The 19,126-nt window shown below is 60.8% G+C and carries 20 protein-coding genes; 15 read left to right on the top strand and 5 right to left on the bottom strand.

What is annotated here, in order from left to right; translation table 11 throughout:
• Positions 1 to 87: 87 nt before the first annotated feature.
• From mpl to AAEZ05_RS11800, 3 genes are read left to right on the top strand one after another with little or no spacing between them, the layout of a single operon-like run.
• Positions 88 to 1,437 (top strand): UDP-N-acetylmuramate:L-alanyl-gamma-D-glutamyl-meso-diaminopimelate ligase, encoded by a 1,350-nt coding sequence (mpl, locus tag AAEZ05_RS11810; RefSeq protein ID WP_045061516.1) that lies wholly within the window; start codon positions 88 to 90, stop codon positions 1,435 to 1,437.
• Entirely contained in the window at positions 1,434 to 2,066 is a 633-nt protein-coding gene (gene ubiX / locus AAEZ05_RS11805) for a flavin prenyltransferase UbiX (RefSeq protein ID WP_045061515.1), read from the top strand. The genes mpl and ubiX overlap by 4 nt, the downstream gene beginning before the upstream one ends.
• Positions 2,059 to 2,343 (top strand): YceK/YidQ family lipoprotein, encoded by a 285-nt coding sequence (locus AAEZ05_RS11800; protein ID WP_045061514.1) that lies wholly within the window; start codon positions 2,059 to 2,061, stop codon positions 2,341 to 2,343. The genes ubiX and AAEZ05_RS11800 overlap by 8 nt, the downstream gene beginning before the upstream one ends.
• Positions 2,344 to 2,442: 99 nt before the next feature.
• Here the strand turns inward: AAEZ05_RS11800 and AAEZ05_RS11795 are convergent, their stop codons facing one another.
• The 3 genes from AAEZ05_RS11795 to AAEZ05_RS11785 all read right to left on the bottom strand — a co-directional run bounded on the left by AAEZ05_RS11795 (position 2,443) and on the right by AAEZ05_RS11785 (position 5,399).
• Positions 2,443 to 3,084, bottom strand: coding sequence for an oxidoreductase (locus AAEZ05_RS11795; RefSeq protein ID WP_045061513.1), 642 nt, complete (start codon positions 3,082 to 3,084; stop codon positions 2,443 to 2,445).
• Positions 3,085 to 3,111: 27 nt separating this feature from the next.
• A complete protein-coding gene (locus tag AAEZ05_RS11790; RefSeq protein WP_045061512.1) occupies positions 3,112 to 4,830 on the bottom strand; it encodes a C13 family peptidase in 1,719 nt (572 codons plus the stop codon).
• A gap of 113 nt (positions 4,831 to 4,943) precedes the next feature.
• Positions 4,944 to 5,399: a MaoC family dehydratase gene (locus AAEZ05_RS11785; RefSeq protein WP_045061511.1), complete on the bottom strand. Its 456-nt coding sequence runs from the start codon at positions 5,397 to 5,399 to the stop codon at positions 4,944 to 4,946.
• A gap of 196 nt (positions 5,400 to 5,595) precedes the next feature.
• Between AAEZ05_RS11785 and AAEZ05_RS11780 the strand changes: the two genes are divergently transcribed.
• The 3 genes from AAEZ05_RS11780 to AAEZ05_RS11770 are packed head-to-tail and all read left to right on the top strand — an operon-like array spanning position 5,596 to position 7,273.
• Positions 5,596 to 5,958, top strand: coding sequence for a CidA/LrgA family protein (locus tag AAEZ05_RS11780; RefSeq protein WP_045061510.1), 363 nt, complete (start codon positions 5,596 to 5,598; stop codon positions 5,956 to 5,958).
• The gene (locus AAEZ05_RS11775) at positions 5,955 to 6,671 is read left to right on the top strand and encodes an LrgB family protein (RefSeq protein ID WP_045061509.1); all 717 of its coding nucleotides are present in this window, start codon (positions 5,955 to 5,957) and stop codon (positions 6,669 to 6,671) included. Before AAEZ05_RS11780 ends, AAEZ05_RS11775 begins: the two co-directional genes overlap by 4 nt.
• Positions 6,672 to 6,682: 11 nt before the next feature.
• A complete protein-coding gene (locus tag AAEZ05_RS11770) occupies positions 6,683 to 7,273 on the top strand; it encodes an LON peptidase substrate-binding domain-containing protein (RefSeq protein WP_045061508.1) in 591 nt (196 codons plus the stop codon).
• Between the two features lie 23 nt (positions 7,274 to 7,296).
• Here the strand turns inward: AAEZ05_RS11770 and AAEZ05_RS11765 are convergent, their stop codons facing one another.
• Both AAEZ05_RS11765 and AAEZ05_RS11760 read right to left on the bottom strand, forming a co-directional pair.
• Positions 7,297 to 8,613 carry a bifunctional DedA family/phosphatase PAP2 family protein gene (locus tag AAEZ05_RS11765; RefSeq protein WP_045061507.1) on the bottom strand — a complete coding sequence of 439 codons (1,317 nt, stop codon included), beginning with the start codon at positions 8,611 to 8,613 and terminating at the stop codon, positions 7,297 to 7,299.
• 185 nt (positions 8,614 to 8,798) lie between these two features.
• Positions 8,799 to 9,497, bottom strand: coding sequence for a DNA-3-methyladenine glycosylase (locus AAEZ05_RS11760; protein WP_205893036.1), 699 nt, complete (start codon positions 9,495 to 9,497; stop codon positions 8,799 to 8,801).
• A gap of 188 nt (positions 9,498 to 9,685) precedes the next feature.
• Here AAEZ05_RS11760 and AAEZ05_RS11755 point away from each other — a divergent pair, with 188 nt between their 5' ends.
• The 9 genes from AAEZ05_RS11755 to AAEZ05_RS11715 all read left to right on the top strand — a co-directional run bounded on the left by AAEZ05_RS11755 (position 9,686) and on the right by AAEZ05_RS11715 (position 19,115).
• Positions 9,686 to 10,957, top strand: a complete 1,272-nt coding sequence (locus tag AAEZ05_RS11755) for a glutamate-5-semialdehyde dehydrogenase (RefSeq protein ID WP_350647506.1) — start codon at positions 9,686 to 9,688, stop codon at positions 10,955 to 10,957.
• Between the two features lies 1 nt (position 10,958).
• A complete protein-coding gene (nadD, locus tag AAEZ05_RS11750; protein WP_177328597.1) occupies positions 10,959 to 11,648 on the top strand; it encodes a nicotinate-nucleotide adenylyltransferase in 690 nt (229 codons plus the stop codon).
• 72 nt (positions 11,649 to 11,720) lie between these two features.
• Positions 11,721 to 12,215: a ribosome silencing factor gene (rsfS, locus tag AAEZ05_RS11745; RefSeq protein WP_045062095.1), complete on the top strand. Its 495-nt coding sequence runs from the start codon at positions 11,721 to 11,723 to the stop codon at positions 12,213 to 12,215.
• A gap of 12 nt (positions 12,216 to 12,227) precedes the next feature.
• Entirely contained in the window at positions 12,228 to 12,695 is a 468-nt protein-coding gene (rlmH, locus tag AAEZ05_RS11740; RefSeq protein WP_003185785.1) for a 23S rRNA (pseudouridine(1915)-N(3))-methyltransferase RlmH, read from the top strand.
• A gap of 10 nt (positions 12,696 to 12,705) precedes the next feature.
• Positions 12,706 to 14,601: a penicillin-binding protein 2 gene (gene mrdA / locus AAEZ05_RS11735; RefSeq protein ID WP_350647504.1), complete on the top strand. Its 1,896-nt coding sequence runs from the start codon at positions 12,706 to 12,708 to the stop codon at positions 14,599 to 14,601.
• Between the two features lie 31 nt (positions 14,602 to 14,632).
• A complete protein-coding gene (rodA, locus tag AAEZ05_RS11730; RefSeq protein ID WP_350647618.1) occupies positions 14,633 to 15,736 on the top strand; it encodes a rod shape-determining protein RodA in 1,104 nt (367 codons plus the stop codon).
• Between the two features lie 17 nt (positions 15,737 to 15,753).
• On the top strand, positions 15,754 to 16,764 hold the full coding sequence (gene mltB / locus AAEZ05_RS11725; protein WP_045062093.1) for a lytic murein transglycosylase B: 1,011 nt from the start codon (positions 15,754 to 15,756) through the stop codon (positions 16,762 to 16,764).
• Positions 16,764 to 17,777 carry a septal ring lytic transglycosylase RlpA family protein gene (locus AAEZ05_RS11720; RefSeq protein ID WP_045062092.1) on the top strand — a complete coding sequence of 338 codons (1,014 nt, stop codon included), beginning with the start codon at positions 16,764 to 16,766 and terminating at the stop codon, positions 17,775 to 17,777. Before mltB ends, AAEZ05_RS11720 begins: the two co-directional genes overlap by 1 nt.
• A 180-nt stretch (positions 17,778 to 17,957) precedes the next feature.
• On the top strand, positions 17,958 to 19,115 hold the full coding sequence (locus AAEZ05_RS11715; RefSeq protein ID WP_045062091.1) for a D-alanyl-D-alanine carboxypeptidase family protein: 1,158 nt from the start codon (positions 17,958 to 17,960) through the stop codon (positions 19,113 to 19,115).
• Positions 19,116 to 19,126: the final 11 nt, after the last annotated feature.

Here is a 19,126-nt window from a genome sequence, read left to right as displayed (position 1 = left end):
CCTACAGGGTAGGCGGTGATCTTGAAACACAGGGTGCGAATTTTGCCTCCCTAGGCTAACCTGCGGCCATGTTTTACGAGGTCGACTATGCACATTCATATTCTTGGTATCTGCGGCACTTTCATGGGTTCGATGGCGGTCCTGGCCAAAGAGCTGGGCCATCGTGTCACGGGCTCCGATGCCAACGTCTACCCGCCAATGAGCACTCAGCTTGAGGCTCAGGGCATTGAGTTGACCCAGGGTTACGATCCCGCGCAACTGGACCCGGCTCCGGATCTGGTGGTGATTGGCAACGCCATGTCCCGCGGTAACCCGGCAGTCGAATACGTCCTGAACAAAGGCCTGCCGTATGTCTCCGGCCCGCAGTGGCTGGCGGACCATGTGCTGCAAGGCCGCTGGGTGCTGGCCGTCGCCGGGACCCATGGCAAGACCACTACCAGCAGCATGCTCGCCTGGGTGCTGGAACACGCGGGCATGAGCCCGGGTTTCCTGATCGGCGGCGTGCCGCAGAATTTCTCGGTGTCGGCGCGTCTGGGTGATACGCCGTTCTTCGTCATCGAAGCAGACGAATACGACAGTGCCTTTTTCGACAAGCGCTCCAAATTCGTTCATTACCGTCCGCGCACCGCGATCCTGAATAACCTTGAGTTCGATCATGCGGACATCTTCCCGGATCTTCCGGCTATCGAACGGCAGTTTCACCATTTGGTCCGAACCATCCCGAGTGAAGGCCTGGTGATCCATCCGACTACCGAGCCTGCCCTGCACCGGGTGATCGACATGGGTTGCTGGACACCTGTGCAGACCACCGGTGCCGGCGGCCAGTGGCAGGCCAGGCTGCTCAGCGAAGACGGCTCGAAATTCGAAGTGATGTTCGAAGACAAGGTCCAGGGCGTGGTGGAGTGGGATATGACAGGCCAGCACAACGTTGCCAATGCCTTGGCAACCCTGGCGGCGGCGCGACATGTCGGCGTGGTGCCGTCCATGGGCATCGCAGCCCTGAGCGCCTTCAAAAGCGTGAAGCGGCGGATGGAGAAAGTGGCGGAAGTTCGCGGCATCACCATCTATGACGACTTCGCTCACCACCCGACGGCTATCGCCACGACGCTCGACGGCCTGCGCAAGCGAATCGGCGACGCACCGCTGATTGCGATCATCGAACCGCGTTCCAACTCCATGAAACTTGGCGCACACCGTGATGGCCTGCCGGAAAGCGTCGTCGATGCCGACCAGGTGATCTGGTATGCCCCGGCCAATCTTGGCTGGGACCTGGGCGCGACCGCCGCGCTGTGCACGGTACCGTCGATTGTCAGTGATTCCCTGGAAGGCATCATCGAACGCGTGAAGAGCCAGGCCCAGCCCGGCACTCACGTGGTGATCATGAGCAACGGCGGCTTCGGCGGCCTGCACGGCAAACTTGCCGAGGCGCTGCAATGAACAACGGTCCGGAACGCATCACGCTGGCGATGACCGGCGCTTCGGGCGCCCAATACGGCTTGCGCCTGCTGGACTGCCTGGTGCGCGAAGACCGCGAGGTGCACTTTCTGATCTCGAAGGCGGCGCAATTGGTGATGGCCACCGAGACTGACGTTTCGCTACCACCGAAAACCCAGATGATGCAGGCGTTCCTGACCGAATACACCGGCGCTGCCGCCGGGCAGATTCGCGTCTATGGCAAGGAAGACTGGATGTCGCCGGTCGCTTCGGGCTCCGGGGCTCCGGCGGCGATGGTGGTGGTGCCCTGTTCCACCGGGACTTTGTCGGCCATCGCCACCGGGGCCTGCAACAACCTGATCGAACGGGCGGCCGATGTCACCTTGAAAGAGCGTCGCCAGCTGATCCTGGTGCCCCGTGAAGCGCCTTATTCGAGCATTCATCTGGAGCACATGCTCAAGCTGTCGAACATGGGCGTGACCATTCTGCCGGCATCGCCGGGCTTCTATCATCAGCCGCAGACGATTGATGACCTGATCGATTTTGTCGTGGCGCGGATTCTCAACCTGCTGAACATTCCCCAGGACATGCTGCCGCGTTGGGGCGAACACCATCTGACCAGCGATGAATAAGCTGCTGTTGATCGTCCTCGCGCTGCAACTGGGCGGCTGTGCCACGGCACGCACGCTGGATGCCGCCAAGCCCGGGGCGCCAGTGGTTTATTCGGGGACTCGTCTGGACTTGTATGCCTTGAACGGCGGGTGCTGCGCCATGGATCGCTTTGGCGCTGAGGCTCCCAGCTACCCTGGCGTAGACCTGCCGGCGAGTGCGTTGCTGGATACGCTGCTGTTGCCGTTGTCGTTGTTGACGGTGATTGGCGTGGGTTTCCAGGCGACCGGGGGATTGTGAAAGTCAAAAGATCGCAGCCTTCGGCAGCTCCTACAGGATTTGCGCATTTTTCGTAGGAGTTGCCGAAGGCTCGGGCCGCGATCGGACGATCTTTTGATCTTATTTACCTAACTTACGTAATTCATCCGACTCAACCACCCGAACCCCATCCTGTTCTTCCAGTGCCAGGCGCCACATCGCCCGCGCCAGTTGGCAGGCTTCGATCCCGTGGTACTTGCCCGGAATCAGCCGGGATAACGGCCCGACGACCTTTTCAGCCAGGCGTGGCTCAACTCGATCACCCAGCAGTAGAGAAGGGCGGCAGATAGTCAATTGCGGCCAGTCTTGCGCGCGCAAGGCTTGTTCCATCTCGCCTTTGACCCGGTTATAGAACACCGATGACTTCGGATCCGCTCCCAGCGCGCTGACCACGATCAGGTGCCGAGCGCCCATCTCCCGGGCGCGTTTGGCGAATGCCACCACCATGTCCAGGTCCACGGCGCGGAACGCCTGTTCCGAGCCGGCCTGCTTGATGGTTGTGCCGAGGCAGCAGTAGGCAATGTCCACGCGGCCGTTGAGTTGCGGCAGAAACACCGCCGGGTCGCCGACAGGGTTTTCCAGGTGGGGGTGCTTGGCCAATGGCCGGCGTGAGGGCGCCAATACCCGGTTAATCGTGGGTTCATTAAGCAGGCGGTCAAGCAAGTGTTCACCGGTCAAACCGGTAGCTCCGGCAAGCAATACGTGCTGAGGCGTCAAGTACATAGTGTTTCTCCCTTGATACTGTTCAGCTTAGTTGCTCTTTGCATCCTTGCTGTCGACAGACACACTTTGCAGCGCTTTGCGTGCCTGCTGCTTGCGCAATAATTGCCAGTGCGACAGGACGGTTTTGGGCGCCCAGATCTGCGGTTCGGATGCTTCAAAGTTGTCAGCCAGCTCGCGCTCGGCCACGGTGGCCCTGGCCAGCTTGAAGGCTTGTTCCAAGTCATCGGTCTGGTTCAGCGCCTGGGCGAACAGGGCATCGCCGAAATAGGTGAAGTTGGCTTCCTCGGAGCAGCCGAACGACACGCGATCAGCCCGTGAGGCGGTCATGATCAGGGTGCGTTCATCCTTGAGGGTCGGGATGAAACCACCGGAGTAGCACGCGGAAATCACGATGATCTTGTCGCGATTTTTCAGCGGGGCCAGCACTGCGGCAAGCTCGTCTGCCGGCAGGTCTGACAACTCCATGCGCGGTTGGTCCAGGACCAGTTCATGCTCGCTGGTGCCGTGGCTGGTCAGGTAAATGAAAATAAGGTCTTCCGGCCCGCTGCGCTCGGCCAGGGTCGCCGCGGCGCGGCGCAGGTTTTCCCGGGTGGCCATCGGTCGATCCACCAGATGGTCGCGATGATTGACCAGGCGGATCTGGCCAAACGCACCGAAACGGCTGCTGAGCATGTTGCTGACGTAATCGGACTCGCGCAGGAACACGCTCTGCTTGCCATCACCCCCGAGGGTCAGGGTGTAGAGCTCGACGGCTGGCGTCGAGGCGGGCACGCTTGCCAGCGCGTCGTCCAGTAACCGCCCCTGGGCCAGCAGGCCAAGCTCAAGGCTGTCAGGCAGCAGCTTGCCTTCGGCATCGCGAACCCGCTGGCCAGCGATCCAGGTACCGCTTTGCACGGTGCCGTCAGTCAACACCAGCGTGCCGCGACCCGAGTAGCTGTCATTGTCGAACTGGCCAACATAGAAACTGCCGTCCGCAAGGTTCAATCGCCCCGGGCCGCTGAAGCGCCAATCGCTGAACTGACCCACGTAATGGCTGCCATCGGCGCCAATCAGTTCGCCTTTGCCATTGAGCGACCCTTCCTTGAACTGCCCGAGCCAGACATCGCCATCGGCATTCTCGTAGCGACCCTTGCCGTGCAGCTGGTTGTTTTTGAAGCTGCCGACATAGATATCGCCATCGGCACTGTTGAAGGTCCCGTTACCCTCCAGCTGACCGTCGACAAAATTGCCGGTGAACTGGTTGCCACTGGCGTCGCCGCGCTGGCCTTCACCGTTGGGTTTGCCATGGGCGAACTGGCCCTGATACGAACTGCCGTCCTCGAGCTCGAGGCGACCCAGTCCTGAATATTGATCGGCCTTGAACTCGCCGCGATAGGTCATGCCGTTTTCTTTGAGGGTGCCTTCGCCGTCCCTTCGACCGGCCTTGAAACCGCCGGTATAGCTGCTGCCATTGGTGGTCAGCGTACCCTGGCCGTCGAACAGGCCCTGGTTGAATTGTCCGCGATACACTTCGCCATTGCTGCCGTGCCACTCGCCCTGGCCATGCCATTGGCCTTTGTCGAACTCGCCGGCATACCAGCTGCCGTTCGGATAATCGACGCGGCCCTGGCCTTGCAGCAATCCATCTACCAGTTCGCCGCGATAGCGTCCGCCGTCCGGCAGGCGCGCGTCAGGGGGCAGCAGCGATTCGCCGTCTCCGCAAGCGGTCAGCAACAGGGTCAACGCGAGGAGGGCAATCGAGCGCATAGCGGGATCCGGGCAATTAGGCGACCGAGTATGCCGCAGCTCCATGACCTTATATAGCCAGGAAAGCAGGAGAAGGCGCGAAACAGCATGAGCTGCTTCGCATCCAGGATCATTTACACGAAGCAGAGCGACAGGGGTTCGGCAATGTAGGCCGGTTTCTCTGAGCCTTCGATTTCCAGCGTGGCGGTGGCCTTGAGGAGCCATTGGCCGGGCTTTTTCTCGGTGACTTCGGCCAGGTCGACCTTGAGGCGGACCCTGGAATTGACTTTGACCGGCTGAATGAACCGCACGCTGTCGAGGCCATAATTGACCACCATCTTCAGGCCTTCAGGCAGTATGAGGATGTCTTCCATCAGCTTGGGGATCAGCGACAGCGACAGGAAGCCGTGGGCGATGGTGCTCCCGAATGGCGTTTGCGCGGCTTTGACCGGGTCGACGTGGATGAACTGGTAATCCCCGGTGGCTTCGGCGAACAGGTTGATGCGCTCCTGGTCGATGGTGAGCCATTCGGAACTTCCAAGTTCCTTGCCGACATAATCTTTGAGCTCTGCAACTGGAACATAGGGCATTGAGACTCTCCTTGGGTTCATCGGTTTTATAGTTTTGAGGTGGGGGGCTCAGACCTCCCGAATTACCACTTTAGATCACCATGGCCGTTTACTGCGGTCAACTGACCATGCTTTTGGCGAATGCCGGTCCATAGCGTTGGCATGCTTATAATGCTCGGCCCGCCATTGCGGGTGACGGGATTGGCGGGAGGCCAGGATGTTGCTACGAGGTTTGACATGGCTGGTGCTGTTCCAATTGCTGGGAACAGCGATCAATCACCTGTTTTTGCCGGTGTTGCCAGGGCCCATCGTCGGGCTGCTGCTGTTGCTGGCGTATCTGATCAGTCGCGGGCAGGTGGGCGAGCCACTGAGCCTGGCAGCCGGCAGCCTGCTGCGCTACCTGCCGCTGTTGCTGGTGCCGCCAGCCGTGGGCGTGATGGTGTACGCCAAGGATATTGCCGCAGACTTCTGGGCCATTGTTGGCGCGCTGGTGCTGTCGCTGTTGCTGTCGATGGCGTTCGCCGGGGTGCTGATGCAGCGTTTGGTCAAGCGTCACGCGCCGCCTGAGGACAGCCAATGATCTTTGACTGGCAGGGCGCCTGGACGTCCGTGATCCACCATCCATTGTTCGGCATCGGCATTACGCTGGGCGCCTACCAGCTGGTGCTGGCGGCATTCGAGAAGACCCGCTGGGTCTTTTTACAACCGGTACTGGTCTCCATGCTGTTGGTGATTGCAGTGCTGGCAGGTTGCGGCATTACTTATGCCGAGTATCGCAAGAGCACCGAGATCCTCAGCATCCTCCTGGGGCCGGCGACTGTGGCGCTGGCCGTGCCGCTTTACCTGAACCTGCGACGCATTCGGCAGTTGTTCTGGCCGATATTTACTACGCTGGTGATAGGCGGCGTGGTCGCTACCGGTCTTGGGGTGTTGCTGGGCTGGTCGTTTGGCGCAGAGCACATGATCCTGATGACCATGGCGCCCAAGTCCGTGACCTCGCCGATTGCGATGCTGGTCGCGGAGCAGATTGGTGGGGTGGCCGCGCTGGCGGCGGTGTTCGTGCTCATAACCGGCGTGATCGGGGCGATTTTCGGGCCTGGCCTGTTGAATCGGCTCGGCGTGCACAGCCCTGAGGCGCGGGGCATGGCGTTGGGCATGACGGCCCATGCGGTGGGCACTTCGGTAGCCCTGCAGGAAAGTGAAGAGTGCGGCGCCTTTGCGGCGCTGGCAATGAGTCTGATGGGCGTGGCCACGGCGGTGTTCCTGCCGTTGGCGGTGTCGATGGTGGTGTAAGGAAAATGTCTATGAGCTTGCCGCTTTTTCCACTGAACACAGTGCTGTTTCCTGGCTGCATCCTCGACTTGCAGATTTTTGAGGCGCGCTATCTGGACATGATCGGCCGTTGCATGAAGCAGGGCGGCGGGTTCGGCGTGGTGTGCATCCTTGATGGCGAAGAGGTCGGCCTTGCTCCGCAGGGTTATGCGCTGGTGGGATGTGAAGCGCTGATCACCGACTTCAAGCAGCAGGCCAATGGTTTGCTGGGCATCCGCGTCCAAGGCGGCAGGCGCTTCAATGTGCTGAGCACCGAGGTCCAGCGCGATCAGTTGACGGTTGCCGAGGTCGAGTGGCTGGAAGACGAGCCGGAGCAACCGCTGCAGGACGAAGACGCGGACCTGGTGGCCTTGCTCAAGGCATTGGCCGAGCACCCGATGGTCGAGGCCTTGAACATGGGGACCGAAGCGACCGGGCAGCAGTCGTTGGCCAATCAGCTGGCGTATCTGTTGCCGTTCGCCGAAGTGGACAAGATCGATTTGCTGCAACTCGATGATCCGCAGCAGCGCCTGGATGCCATCCAGGCACTGCTCGATGAACTGCAAGGTGAGTTGTTCACCTGATCACCACGCCAATGCGCTGCGCCTCAGTAGGCGTAGCGCAGCATGGCATGCGGCAAGTGGCGCAGGGCAAAGAAGCCGAACAGCGCCACCATTGCCGGCAATACCAGCCACCAGACCCTGGGTGGCATGGCCTTCAATTCTTCACCGCGCTGTATTGTCCACAGGCTTGCCGCACAGACACAGGCCGCCAGCATGGCCCCTGCCGTAATGTCGGTCGGCCAGTGCGCACCCAGGTAGACCCGCGACAACGCAATCGCCAGCGCCGGCAGGCATCCCACCAGCAGCCAGGTCAGGCGCATGCGTGGGGGTTGCCCGCGACCGGCCAGCACCGCCAGGGTCAGGAACAGCGCAAACGCTCCGGAGGCATGGCCGCTGGGCATGCTGTAGCTGGTCAGTGGGTCGCTGAGAATTTCCGGACGTACCCGGGCGAAGAACTGTTTGGTCCCGGTATTGGCCAGTGCCGTGATCAACAAGGTTGCGCAGGCGAATACTGCCTGGCGCCACTGACGCATCACCAGCAGCAAGGTCACAAGCAGTGCACTGAACAGCAGCATGTTGCGGAATTCGCCAATAATCGTCAGCGTCACGGCGACTTCATCGAGTGTCGGGCTGCGATGTTCCTGCACCAGCGTCATCACCCCCTGGTCGAGTGCGGTCAGGTGCGGATAGCCGATGAACAACCCGGCCAGAATCAGCAGGCTCATGCTGGCAATCAACACCGTCGCCTTGCGATGGCGACGCATGCTGCTGGTGATGCTCAAGCCGACCATCACCGCAATGCTGCCCGCCACGATGCCGGCTTCCGGCCAGAAACCTTCCGGCAAAGGCAGACGAATCGCCGCGCCGGTGGCCCAGCCAGGCAGGAGGTAGGCGACGCTCCAGCCAGCAGCAGCCAACAGGCTTACGGCGGCAAAGCGCGGGAAGGGCATGTCGAACATTCCCGCGACCATGGGCAGCATGGGACGCAGCGGGCCGATGAAGCGGCCAACCAGCAAACTGGCAATGCCATAACGCTGGAAGTACGACTCTGCGCCGGCAATCCATTCCGGATGATGGCGCAAGCCTGGCAGGCGACGGATGTTCTGGTGAAAATGTCGCCCGATGAAGTACGACACGATATCGCCCGATATGCCGGCGATAAATCCCAGGAATAACGTCTCGCTCAAGGATAGCGCGCCACTGCCGGCCAGCACTGCGACGGCAAACAGCAATACGGTACCGGGGACAATCAGTCCTGCAATCGCCAGGCACTCGACGAAGGCCACGATGAATACAGCCGCGGCCAACCACTGCGGGTTTGCCGCAAGCCATCCGGTCACGCTATCGAGCCATGGGCCCATAAAAACTACTCCATCGAATTTTTATAAGCGTCCGCAGTGGACGAACGCAGGCTTCAACACACCACCGACCCTGTAGGAACGAGCTTGCTCGCGATGGTCGCTAACGATAGCGAGTGCTTTCTGCATCAGCGCGGCTCTCTGGAAAACATCGCGAGCAAGCTCGCGCCTACAGGGGGCTCGATTAATCAATTCAGCAAAATATAATCCCGCCCTTCGACCTGCCCGCGTCGCAGCGGGTTCCGCGTGCAATAGGGCGCATAAGCAGCATCGACGAAGCGGTACATCAGGTGTTCATCCCGTCCTTGGGGAATTCCCAGTCGAGTGGTCTGGATCACATGAGCCGGTGCCGCTCCCACGTCTTCCACCAACAGCACCTCATGGTCAAAGCGCTTGGCGTCCCACATTGGCACTTTCAGGCCCAGCGCCTTGCACAGCAAGGTCTGCCCGGCGCAGAGCTTCTGCGACGGGCGAGGGCGTCCTTGGCCATCGGGGTTGTTCAACAGCATTTGCGCGAGGCTGGCCGGGCCGCTCAGTTCGTCGACCCAGGGGTAGGCCGACTTGATCAACACGGCATTGCCCGGCCCGAGGGCGCTGAAGTTCAGGGAGTCACCGCCGCGGGCGTAATACATATAGATGTGGCCGCCATCCAGAAACAAAGCCTTACGCTTTTCTGTATAGCCTAGGGAGGCGTGGCTGCCTTTTTCTTCGAAGTAATAGGCTTCGGTCTCGATGATTCTGGCGCTGAGCCACAATCCACCGACCCGGTGCCGGATAACTTTGCCCAGCAGATCCCGCGCCAGCGTCTGTGCGTCGCGGTCGAAAAAAGCGTCCGCAAGCCCGTGGGGCTTGAGGGCGGCGACGGATGGGGCATTCAGGTTAGTCATGAGGAACAGCGTTTATCAGGGCTGATTGAGCCGTGATGATAACAATGTGCACCTTAATTACGGCTGAACGTCGGCAAATTGAAGTCCATTTCGACCATCCGCCCGTCACCGCTGTTAGTCACGGGTCGCGGCAGCTATAATCTGCCGCTTTACTCTTTAACAAGACCAAGCAAAGACCACTCTAGACCATGACTGAGTCCGTTCTTGACTACATGACCCGCCTGGGTCGCGCTGCCCGCGAAGCTTCTCGCGTCATTGGCCGTGCCAGCACCGCGCAGAAAAACCGCGCCCTGCAGGCTGCTGCCAATGCGCTGGACGCGGCGCGCGTCGAGCTTGCCGCTGCCAATGAGCTGGATCTGGCGGCCGGTCGTGCCAATGGTCTGGAGCCTGCGCTGCTGGAGCGCCTGGCCCTGACGCCGGAGCGTATCGACGGGATGATCGTCGGTCTGCGCCAGGTCGCGGCCTTGCCCGACCCTGTAGGCGCCATTCGCGACATGAGCTTTCGGCCTTCCGGTATTCAGGTCGGCAAGATGCGTGTGCCCCTGGGGGTGATCGGGATCATCTACGAGTCGCGTCCCAATGTGACCATCGACGCCGCCAGCCTTTGCCTCAAGTCGGGTAATGCGACCATTTTGCGTGGCGGCTCAGAGGCGATTCACTCCAATCGCGCCATCGCTGCGTGCATCCAGCGCGGCCTGGCCGAGGCCGAGTTGCCTGCCGCCGTGGTGCAAGTGGTCGAAACCACTGACCGTGCAGCAGTCGGCGCCCTGATTACCATGCCCGAGTACGTCGATGTCATCGTGCCCCGTGGTGGCCGTGGCCTGATCGAACGGGTCAGCCGCGATGCGCGAGTGCCCGTGATCAAGCATCTTGACGGTATTTGCCACGTTTACGTCAGCGCTCACGCCGACCTGGCGAAAGCCCGGCGCATCGCCTTCAACGCCAAGACCTACCGGTATGGCATCTGCGGTGCGATGGAAACCCTGCTGGTGGATGAAACCGTTGCCAGGGATTTCCTGCCGTCGATGGCCGCCCAGTTCCGCGAGAAAGGCGTTGAACTGCGCGGCTGCGCCCGGACCCGGGCGATCATCGATGCGGCCGTGGCCACCGAAGACGACTGGAACACCGAATACCTGGCGCCGATCCTGTCGATCCGCGTAGTCGATGGGCTGGACCAGGCCATCGAACATATCAACCAGCACGGTTCCCATCACACCGACTCGATTGTCAGCGAAAGCCTCGCCGACACGCGACGTTTCGTCGCCGAAGTCGATTCGGCATCGGTGATGATCAACACCCCGACCTGCTTCGCCGACGGGTTTGAATATGGATTAGGTGCCGAGATCGGCATTTCTACTGATAAGCTGCACGCCCGCGGACCTGTGGGTCTGGAAGGCCTGACCTGCGAGAAATATATCGTGGTCGGCGATGGCCAGTTGCGCGGCCAGGCGTCGGTTTGACTTGGGCGACCTCGACCTGACAGCGCCGGTCACTCCCGACGAGCCTGCCCCGCGACGCATAGGCGTACTGGGCGGCACGTTCGATCCGGTGCACATCGGCCACTTGCGCGGTGGGCTGGAAGTCGCCGAATCCCTGGCACTGGACGAATTGCGCCTGACACCCAGCGCCCGACCGCCTCATCGCGGTACGCCGCAGGTGTCGGCGAAGGACCGGTTGGCAATGGTCGAATGCGCGGTGGCCGGTGTGGCACCGTTGGTGGTGGACGCTCGCGAATTGCAGCGGGACAAACCGTCCTACACTATCGACACCCTGGAGCTGATGCGCGCCGAACTGGCCGCTGAGGACCAGGTTTTTCTACTTTTGGGCTGGGACGCATTTTGCGGCCTGCCCACTTGGCATCGCTGGGAAGAGTTACTCCAGCATTGCCACATCCTGGTGCTGCAACGCCCGGATGCCGACAGCGAACCGCCGGATGCCTTGCGCAACCTGCTGGCAGCGCGTTCGGTGAGCGACCCGCTGGCCCTGAAAGGGCCGAGCGGACAGATTGCATTCGTCTGGCAGACGCCGCTCGCGGTATCCGCCACCCAGATCCGTCAACTGCTGGCCAGCGGTAAGTCGGTACGTTTCCTGGTGCCCGACGCGGTCCTGGCCTACATCGATGCGCACGGACTCTACCGTGCGTCGAACTGAAAAACGGCGAGCTTCAAGGCACGTGATCACGTGTAGCGAAGCGCCCGAACATACGAGCAAAACGAGTTTTATATGACTGACAAAGACGTAGCTAAAGTAAAGCGCAAAGGCACATTCAAGAGCGCCCCTCTGCCAGTAGAGGCGCCAACCGGGCCGGAGTTGCGCGGTGAAGAGCTGGTCAAGGTTGCCGTTGCAGCCCTGGAAGACGTGAAGGGCCAGGACATCCAGGTCATCGACGTTCGTGAAAAGCAGAGCATCACCGATTTCATGATCATCGCCACCGGTACTTCGAACCGCCAGATCGGCGCGATGCTGGACAAGGTCCGCGAAGCCGTCAAAGCCCTGGGCGTCAAGCCATTGGGTGAAGAAGGCAAGGGCGACAGCGACTGGGTATTGCTGGACATGGACGACGTCATCGTACACATGATGACTGCCTCGGCACGTCAGTTCTATGACCTGGAACGCCTGTGGGCCGGTGCCGAGCAAAGTCGCTCGGCCAGCGCTGCACACCACAGCCCAGAGAACACCCATGAGCACTTCACCAAGCTCAACAAAGACCAGCAATAATAAGGGATCGCTGTGCGACTGCGACTGATCGCCGTCGGTTCACGCATGCCCAAATGGGTGGAAGAAGGCTGGCATGAATATGCCAAGCGTCTTCCATCCGAGCTGGCGCTGGAACTGGTGGAAATACCGCTCAATACCCGTGGCAAGAACGCCGACGTGGCACGCTTCATCCGACAGGAAGGCGAAGCCATGCTGGCTAAAGTCGGCCCGAACGAGCGGATTGTCACTCTCGAAGTCCACGGCAAGCCCTGGAGTACAGAGCAGTTGGCGGTCGAACTCGATCGCTGGCGCCTGGACTCGCGTACGGTGAACTTCATGGTCGGTGGCCCCGAAGGGCTGGCGCCGGAAGTCTGTGCCCGGGCAGATCAGCGCTGGTCGCTCTCGCCGTTGACCCTGCCGCACCCCCTGGTGCGGATCCTGATCGGCGAACAGCTGTATCGTGCCTGGACAGTGCTGTCCGGCCACCCTTACCACAAGTAGCTTTGCCCTCATGCCCCAGCCAATCCGCATCAAGGACCACGAAAAAGACGCCCGTCTGGTGCGTGGCCGCGTCGTGTTCGGGGCAATTGCGGTGGTGACGCTGATTTGTGTGCTGATTGCGCGGCTGTATTTCCTGCAGGTGATTCAGTACGAGTATCACTCGACCCTGTCGGAAAACAACCGGGTGCATGTGCAGCCGATCCCTCCGACTCGCGGGTTGATCTTCGACCGCAATGGCGTCGTTGTCGCCGACAACCGGCCCAGTTTCAGTCTGAGCATGACCCGCGAGCGTTCCGGCGACTGGCAGCAGGTGCTCGATGTGATCGTCGAAGTCCTGGAGCTGACGCCGGACGATCGGGTGATATTCGAAAAGCGCATGAAACAGGGGCGCCGGCCGTTCGAGCCGGTGCCGATCCTGTTTGAACTCTCGGAAGAACAGATCGCCCGGATCGCGGTCAACCAGTTCCGCCTGCCCGGGGTGGAAGTGGTCGCGCAACTGGTGCGCCACTACCCGCAGGGCGCGCACTTCGCGCACTCGGTGGGTTACATGGGGCGGATCAACGAGAAAGAGCTCAAATCCCTCGATCCGGTCAATTACAGCGGCACCCATCACATTGGCAAGACCGGTATCGAACGATTCTACGAACCCGAACTGCACGGCCAGGTGGGTTACGAAGAGGTCGAAACCAACGCGCGAGGCCGTGTACTGCGGGTGCTCAAGCGTACCGATCCGATTCCCGGCAGGGACATTGTCCTGAGCCTGGACATCAAATTGCAGGAAGCTGCCGAAGCGGCACTTGGCGGTCGGCGCGGCGCCGTGGTGGCATTGGACCCGGCCACCGGCGAAGTGCTGGCGATGGTCAGCCAGCCGAGTTTCGACCCTAACCTGTTCGTCACCGGCATCAGCTTCAAGGCCTATGCCGAGTTGCGCGATTCCATTGACCGGCCGCTGTTCAACCGCGTGTTGCGCGGCCTTTACCCGCCGGGCTCGACCATCAAGCCTGCCGTGGCCATTGCCGGCCTGGATTCAGGCGTGGTGACCGCATCGACCCGGGTGTTCGATCCGGGTTACTACCAGTTGCCAAACTACGACCACAAGTACCGCAACTGGAACCGTTCCGGTGACGGCTTCGTCGACCTGGACACGGCAATCATGCGCTCCAACGACACCTATTTCTACGACCTGGCCCACAAGCTGGGGATCGATCGGCTGTCGGCCTATATGGGCAAGTTCGGCATCGGCCAGAAGGTCTCGCTGGACATGTTCGAAGAATCGCCGGGGCTGATGCCGTCCCGCGAGTGGAAGCGCGCCACCCGCCGTCAGGCGTGGTTCCCTGGCGAGACATTGATCCTGGGGATCGGCCAGGGGTACATGCAGTCGACACCGCTGCAACTGGCGCAAGCCACGGCCCTGGTGGCGAACAAGGGCGTCTGGAATCGTCCGCACCTGGCCAAGACGGTCGAAGGCGAGAGACCCAAGGACGAAAACCCGATGCCGGATATCATCCTGCGCGATCCGTCGGACTGGGCCAAGGTCAACCACGGCATGCAGCAGGTGATGCACGGTGCCAGGGGCACTGCGCGCAAGGCAGCCATTGGTGCGCAATACCGCATTGCCGGCAAAAGTGGTACGGCCCAGGTGGTCGCGATCAAGCAGGGCGAGAAGTACGACCGCTCCAAGGTTCAGGAACGTCACCGCGACCACGCCCTGTTCGTCGGCTTCGCGCCGGCCGATAACCCGAAAATCGTCGTGTCGGTAATGGTCGAGAACGGCGAGTCCGGTTCCGGCGTTGCGGCACCAGTGGTCCGTCAGATCATGGATGCCTGGCTCCTTGGCCAGGACGGTCGGCTGAAAGCCGAGTACGCCAGCCCTACCAGTGCGGAGGCTACGGCCCGTGAAGAGTAATTTCGACCGCATCCTCTCCAGTGAAGATGTGATGCGTCGCCGTGCGACGCTGCTGCAACGCATGCATATCGACGGTCCGTTGCTGATCCTGCTGTTGACCCTCGCGGCCGGCAGCCTGTTCGTGCTGTATTCGGCCAGCGGCAAGAGCTGGGATCTGCTGGCCAAGCAGGCCACCTCGTTCGGCATCGGCCTGGTGTCGATGGTCGTCATCGCCCAGTTCGAGCCGCGCTTCATGGCCCGTTGGGTGCCGGTAGGTTACGTGCTGGGCGTGCTGTTGCTTGTGGTGGTCGACATCATGGGCCACAACGCCATGGGTGCCACGCGCTGGATCAACATTCCCGGGGTCATCCGCTTCCAGCCTTCGGAGTTCATGAAGATCCTGATGCCGGCGACCATCGCCTGGTACCTGTCCAGGCGCACCTTGCCGCCGCAGCTCAAGCACGTGGCGGTAAGCCTGTTCCTGATCGGTTTGCCGTTCATCCTGATCGTGCGCCAGCCCGACCTCGGCACTTCGCTGCTGATTCTGGCGGGGGGCGCCTTCGTGTTGTTCATGGGTGGCCTGCGCTGGCGCTGGATCCTCAGCGTGCTTGCGGCCGCGGTGCCGGTGTCCGTCGCCATGTGGTACTTCGTGATGCACGAATACCAGAAACAGCGGGTCCTGACCTTCCTCGACCCTGAGAGCGATCCGCTGGGCACCGGCTGGAACATCATTCAATCCAAAGCCGCCATTGGTTCCGGCGGGGTGTTCGGCAAGGGCTGGCTGCTGGGTACCCAGTCGCACCTGGACTTCCTGCCGGAAAGCCACACCGACTTCATTATTGCGGTGTTGGGCGAAGAGTTTGGCCTGGTGGGCATCTGTGCGCTGCTGCTGATCTACCTGTTGCTGATTGGCCGGGGCCTGGTCATTACTGCCCAGGCCCAGACATTGTTCGGAAAATTGCTCGCCGGTGCCCTGACCATGACGTTTTTTGTTTACGTTTTCGTCAACATCGGTATGGTCAGTGGCCTGTTGCCGGTTGTGGGGGTGCCGTTGCCGTTCATTAGCTACGGAGGAACTTCGCTGGTGACACTGCTGTCAGCGTTTGGGGTTTTGATGTCGATCCATACCCATCGTAAGTGGATCGCGCAAGTTTGAATAAGGTGAAGATTTCAATGCAAGAAATGCGTGGCTGGGCGACTCGATACGCGCCGTGGGTCGGCCTGGTAGGCATCCTTGGCACAGCGCAGCAAGCGCTGGCCGGCGATTACGAAGGCACTCCGCAGGTGGCCGAGTTCGTCGGTGAAATGACCCGCGACTACGGTTTCGCCGGTGAGCAGCTGATGGGCGTGTTCCGCGAAGCCGAGCGCAAGCAGTCGATTCTGGACGCGATCTCGAAACCTGCCGAGCGGGTCAAGCAGTGGAATGAGTATCGCCCGATGTTCATCTCCGACGCGCGCATTGCCCGCGGTGTGGACTTCTGGCGCCAGCACGAAGCCGTATTGGCGCGTGCCGAACAGGAATACGGGGTACCGGCCCAGGTGATTGTGTCAATTATCGGCGTTGAGACCTTTTTCGGCCGTAATACCGGTAATTTCCGGGTGATCGATGCCTTGTCCACCCTCGGTTTCGACTATCCTCCCCGTGCCGAATTTTTCCGCAAGGAATTGCGCGAGTTTCTGCTGCTGGCCCGGGAAGAACAGGTCGATCCATTGACCCTCAAGGGCTCGTACGCCGGGGCCATGGGGCTGCCGCAGTTCATGCCGAGCAGTTTTCGCGCCTATGCAGTGGATTTCGACGGTGATGGTCACATTAATATCTGGACCAACCCGGACGACGCAATCGGCAGCGTCGCCAGTTATTTCAAGCGTCACGGCTGGGTGGCCGGAGAACCCGTGGTCAGTCGCGCCGATGCGCGTGGCGACCAGGTGGACGAGGGTTTGACCACGGGCATCGAGCCGACTAAAACCGTCGGGGAGTTGCGAGCGTTGGGGTGGTCGAGTCATGATGCGCTGCGCGATGATATGCCGGTCACGGCTTTCCGCCTGGAAGGTGACCAAGGTCCTGAATACTGGATGGGCCTGAAGAATTTTTACGCGATCACGCGTTATAACCGCAGCGTGATGTATGCCATGGCCGTACATCAACTGTCTGAACAGCTGGTCCAAGCACGGGGCGTCAAGTAATGCGGGCATTGCCTATGAATAAACCCCTGAAGCTGATGGCATTCGGTGCCTTGGCGGTGCTGGTCGCCAGTTGTTCGACCAGCCGTTCTCCTACGCAAAAACCTGCGACCACGGCTGTGCGCACCATGCCGGGCCTGGACATCAACCGCGCTCACAAAGACGGCGCGCCATGGTGGGATGTCGACGTATCGCGCATTCCGGATGCCACGCCGACCCTGCATACCGGTCCTTACAAAGCCAACCCCTACACCGTGCTGGGCAAGACCTACTTCCCGATTCAGGAATCGAAGAGCTACGTGGCATCGGGCACGGCGTCCTGGTATGGCACCAAGTTCCATGGCCAGAACACCGCCAACGGCGAAGTCTATGACTTGTACGGCATGAGTGCCGCCCACAAGACCTTGCCACTGCCAAGTTACGTTCGGGTGACCAACCTGGACAACAACAAATCAGTGGTGCTGCGAGTCAACGATCGTGGGCCGTTCTACTCCGACCGGATCATCGACCTGTCCTATGCGGCAGCCAAGAAGCTCGGTTATGCCGAAACCGGGACCGCGCGCGTCAAGGTCGAGGGTATCGACCCGCAACAATGGTGGGCCGCCAAGGGGCGTCCGGCGCCGTTGATGCTCAATGAACCGCAGATCGCCCAGAACAAGGCACCGGTCATCACGGCTTCGGCCGGTACGGTGGAGCAATGGACTCCGCCGCCACAGCAACACGCGGCGGCCGTAGTGCCCGTGCAGATCGATGCAAAAAAAAACGCTTCTGCACCAGCCTCTGGCCAGTATCTGCAGGTGGGCGCGTTCGCCAACCCGGACGCTGCAGAGCTCCTGAGATCGAAGCTGAGCGGAATGGTGAGCGCTCCGGTGTTCATCAGTTCGATAGTGCGCAATCAGCAAACCCTGCACCGGGTGCGCCTGGGGCCAATGGGCTCGCCGGGTGAAATCCAGCAGGTGCAGAACAGCGTGCGACTGGCCAATCTCGGTTCGCCGAGCCTGGTCACCGCCGAGTAATACGTAGTACTTGATTGAAGGCTCACTTGCGATTTGGGGGTGAGCCTGGTTGTTGGCTCGATGAAGAATAAAAGCCCGGCAAGGGTTATGAGTGAACAACTGAACACGCGACAGCTCGTTAGAGTGCTGTCTGATTAGTTTTGCCTTTGGGCAGTTCCCATTAGCGATTTCGAGAGACGGATGAACATCACCACCTTTGCCAAACGCCTTTGCCTGCTAGTCCCGCTGCTCATCTCGCCTGCCGCTTTCGCGGTCGAGATGATGCCGTCGCCACCTCAACTGGCGGCTAAATCCTATGTACTCATGGACGCCAGCAGCGGCAACGTGCTGGTCGAGAACAACGGTGACCAGCGTCTGCCTCCGGCCAGCCTGACCAAGCTGATGACCGCGTACATCGCGACCCTGGAAATTCGTCGTGGCCAGATCGGCGAAAACGATCCGGTGACCGTCAGCGAAAACGCCTGGCGCACCGGCGGTTCGCGGATGTTCATCAAAGTCGGCTCCCAGGTAACGGTCAGTGACCTGCTGCACGGCATCATCATCCAGTCGGGTAACGACGCCAGTGTTGCGCTCTCCGAGCACATCGCCGGCAGCGAAGACGCCTTCGCCGACATGATGAACAAAACCGTGGCCGACCTTGGCATGACCAACAGCCACTTCATGAATCCGACTGGCCTGCCGAACCCGGAGCACTACTCGTCGGCTCACGACATGGCCGTGCTGGCTCGCGCAATCATCCACGAAGACCCTGCTCACTATGCGATCTACTCGCAGAAAGAGTTCTTCTGGAACGGCATCAAGCAACCTAACCGCAACCTGCTGCTGTGGCGCGACAAGACCGTGGACGGCCTGAAAACCGGTCACACCGACGAAGCCGGCTACTGCATGGTGTCTTCGGCTGTACGTGACGGCATGCGCCTGATCGCCGTGGTCTTCGGCACCAACAGCGAAGTGGCTCGCGCCTCTGAGACCCAGAAGCTGCTGACTTACGGTTTCCGCTTCTTCGAAACCCAGACCTTCTATCAGAAAGGCGCCGAGCTGGCCCAGGCTCCAGTCTGGAAAGGCACCACCAACCAGGTCAAGGCCGGCCTGGCTCAAGACCTGACCATGACCCTGCCAAAAGGTCAGCTGAAGAAGCTCGCCGCCAGCATGACCATGAACCCGCAACTGATTGCGCCAATCGCCAAAGGCGACGTGATCGGTAAAGTCGAAGTGAAACTGGACGACAAGGTTGTGCACAGCGCAGACCTGATCGCACTGGACGCGGTCGACGAGGGTGGTATCTTCCGTCGCATGTGGGATAGCATCCGTCTATTCTTCTACGGCTTGTTCAACTGATTTAGTGTGGA

Source organism: Pseudomonas sp. HY13-MNA-CIBAN-0226 (assembly GCF_040310305.1).
GTDB classification, from domain to species: domain Bacteria; phylum Pseudomonadota; class Gammaproteobacteria; order Pseudomonadales; family Pseudomonadaceae; genus Aquipseudomonas; species Aquipseudomonas gregormendelii.
The sequence above is the reverse complement of the archived record's forward strand: the minus strand, read 5'-3'. Positions and strand labels throughout refer to the sequence as shown.

Coding starts and splice junctions, on each gene's coding strand:
- ubiX (WP_045061515.1), top strand. CDS start 1,434: ATGAACAACGGTCCGGAACGCATCACGCTGGCGATGACCGGCGCTTCG.
- mltB (WP_045062093.1), top strand. CDS start 15,754: ATGCAAGAAATGCGTGGCTGGGCGACTCGATACGCGCCGTGGGTCGGC.
- AAEZ05_RS11785 (WP_045061511.1), bottom strand. CDS start 5,399: ATGCCCTATGTTCCAGTTGCAGAGCTCAAAGATTATGTCGGCAAGGAA.
- AAEZ05_RS11775 (WP_045061509.1), top strand. CDS start 5,955: ATGATCTTTGACTGGCAGGGCGCCTGGACGTCCGTGATCCACCATCCA.
- AAEZ05_RS11790 (WP_045061512.1), bottom strand. CDS start 4,830: ATGCGCTCGATTGCCCTCCTCGCGTTGACCCTGTTGCTGACCGCTTGC.
- rodA (WP_350647618.1), top strand. CDS start 14,633: ATGCGTCGCCGTGCGACGCTGCTGCAACGCATGCATATCGACGGTCCG.
- AAEZ05_RS11770 (WP_045061508.1), top strand. CDS start 6,683: ATGAGCTTGCCGCTTTTTCCACTGAACACAGTGCTGTTTCCTGGCTGC.
- rsfS (WP_045062095.1), top strand. CDS start 11,721: ATGACTGACAAAGACGTAGCTAAAGTAAAGCGCAAAGGCACATTCAAG.
- AAEZ05_RS11765 (WP_045061507.1), bottom strand. CDS start 8,613: ATGGGCCCATGGCTCGATAGCGTGACCGGATGGCTTGCGGCAAACCCG.
- AAEZ05_RS11800 (WP_045061514.1), top strand. CDS start 2,059: ATGAATAAGCTGCTGTTGATCGTCCTCGCGCTGCAACTGGGCGGCTGT.
- AAEZ05_RS11715 (WP_045062091.1), top strand. CDS start 17,958: ATGAACATCACCACCTTTGCCAAACGCCTTTGCCTGCTAGTCCCGCTG.
- AAEZ05_RS11755 (WP_350647506.1), top strand. CDS start 9,686: ATGACTGAGTCCGTTCTTGACTACATGACCCGCCTGGGTCGCGCTGCC.
- AAEZ05_RS11795 (WP_045061513.1), bottom strand. CDS start 3,084: ATGTACTTGACGCCTCAGCACGTATTGCTTGCCGGAGCTACCGGTTTG.
- mpl (WP_045061516.1), top strand. CDS start 88: ATGCACATTCATATTCTTGGTATCTGCGGCACTTTCATGGGTTCGATG.
- AAEZ05_RS11720 (WP_045062092.1), top strand. CDS start 16,764: ATGCGGGCATTGCCTATGAATAAACCCCTGAAGCTGATGGCATTCGGT.
- AAEZ05_RS11760 (WP_205893036.1), bottom strand. CDS start 9,497: ATGACTAACCTGAATGCCCCATCCGTCGCCGCCCTCAAGCCCCACGGG.
- AAEZ05_RS11780 (WP_045061510.1), top strand. CDS start 5,596: ATGTTGCTACGAGGTTTGACATGGCTGGTGCTGTTCCAATTGCTGGGA.
- mrdA (WP_350647504.1), top strand. CDS start 12,706: ATGCCCCAGCCAATCCGCATCAAGGACCACGAAAAAGACGCCCGTCTG.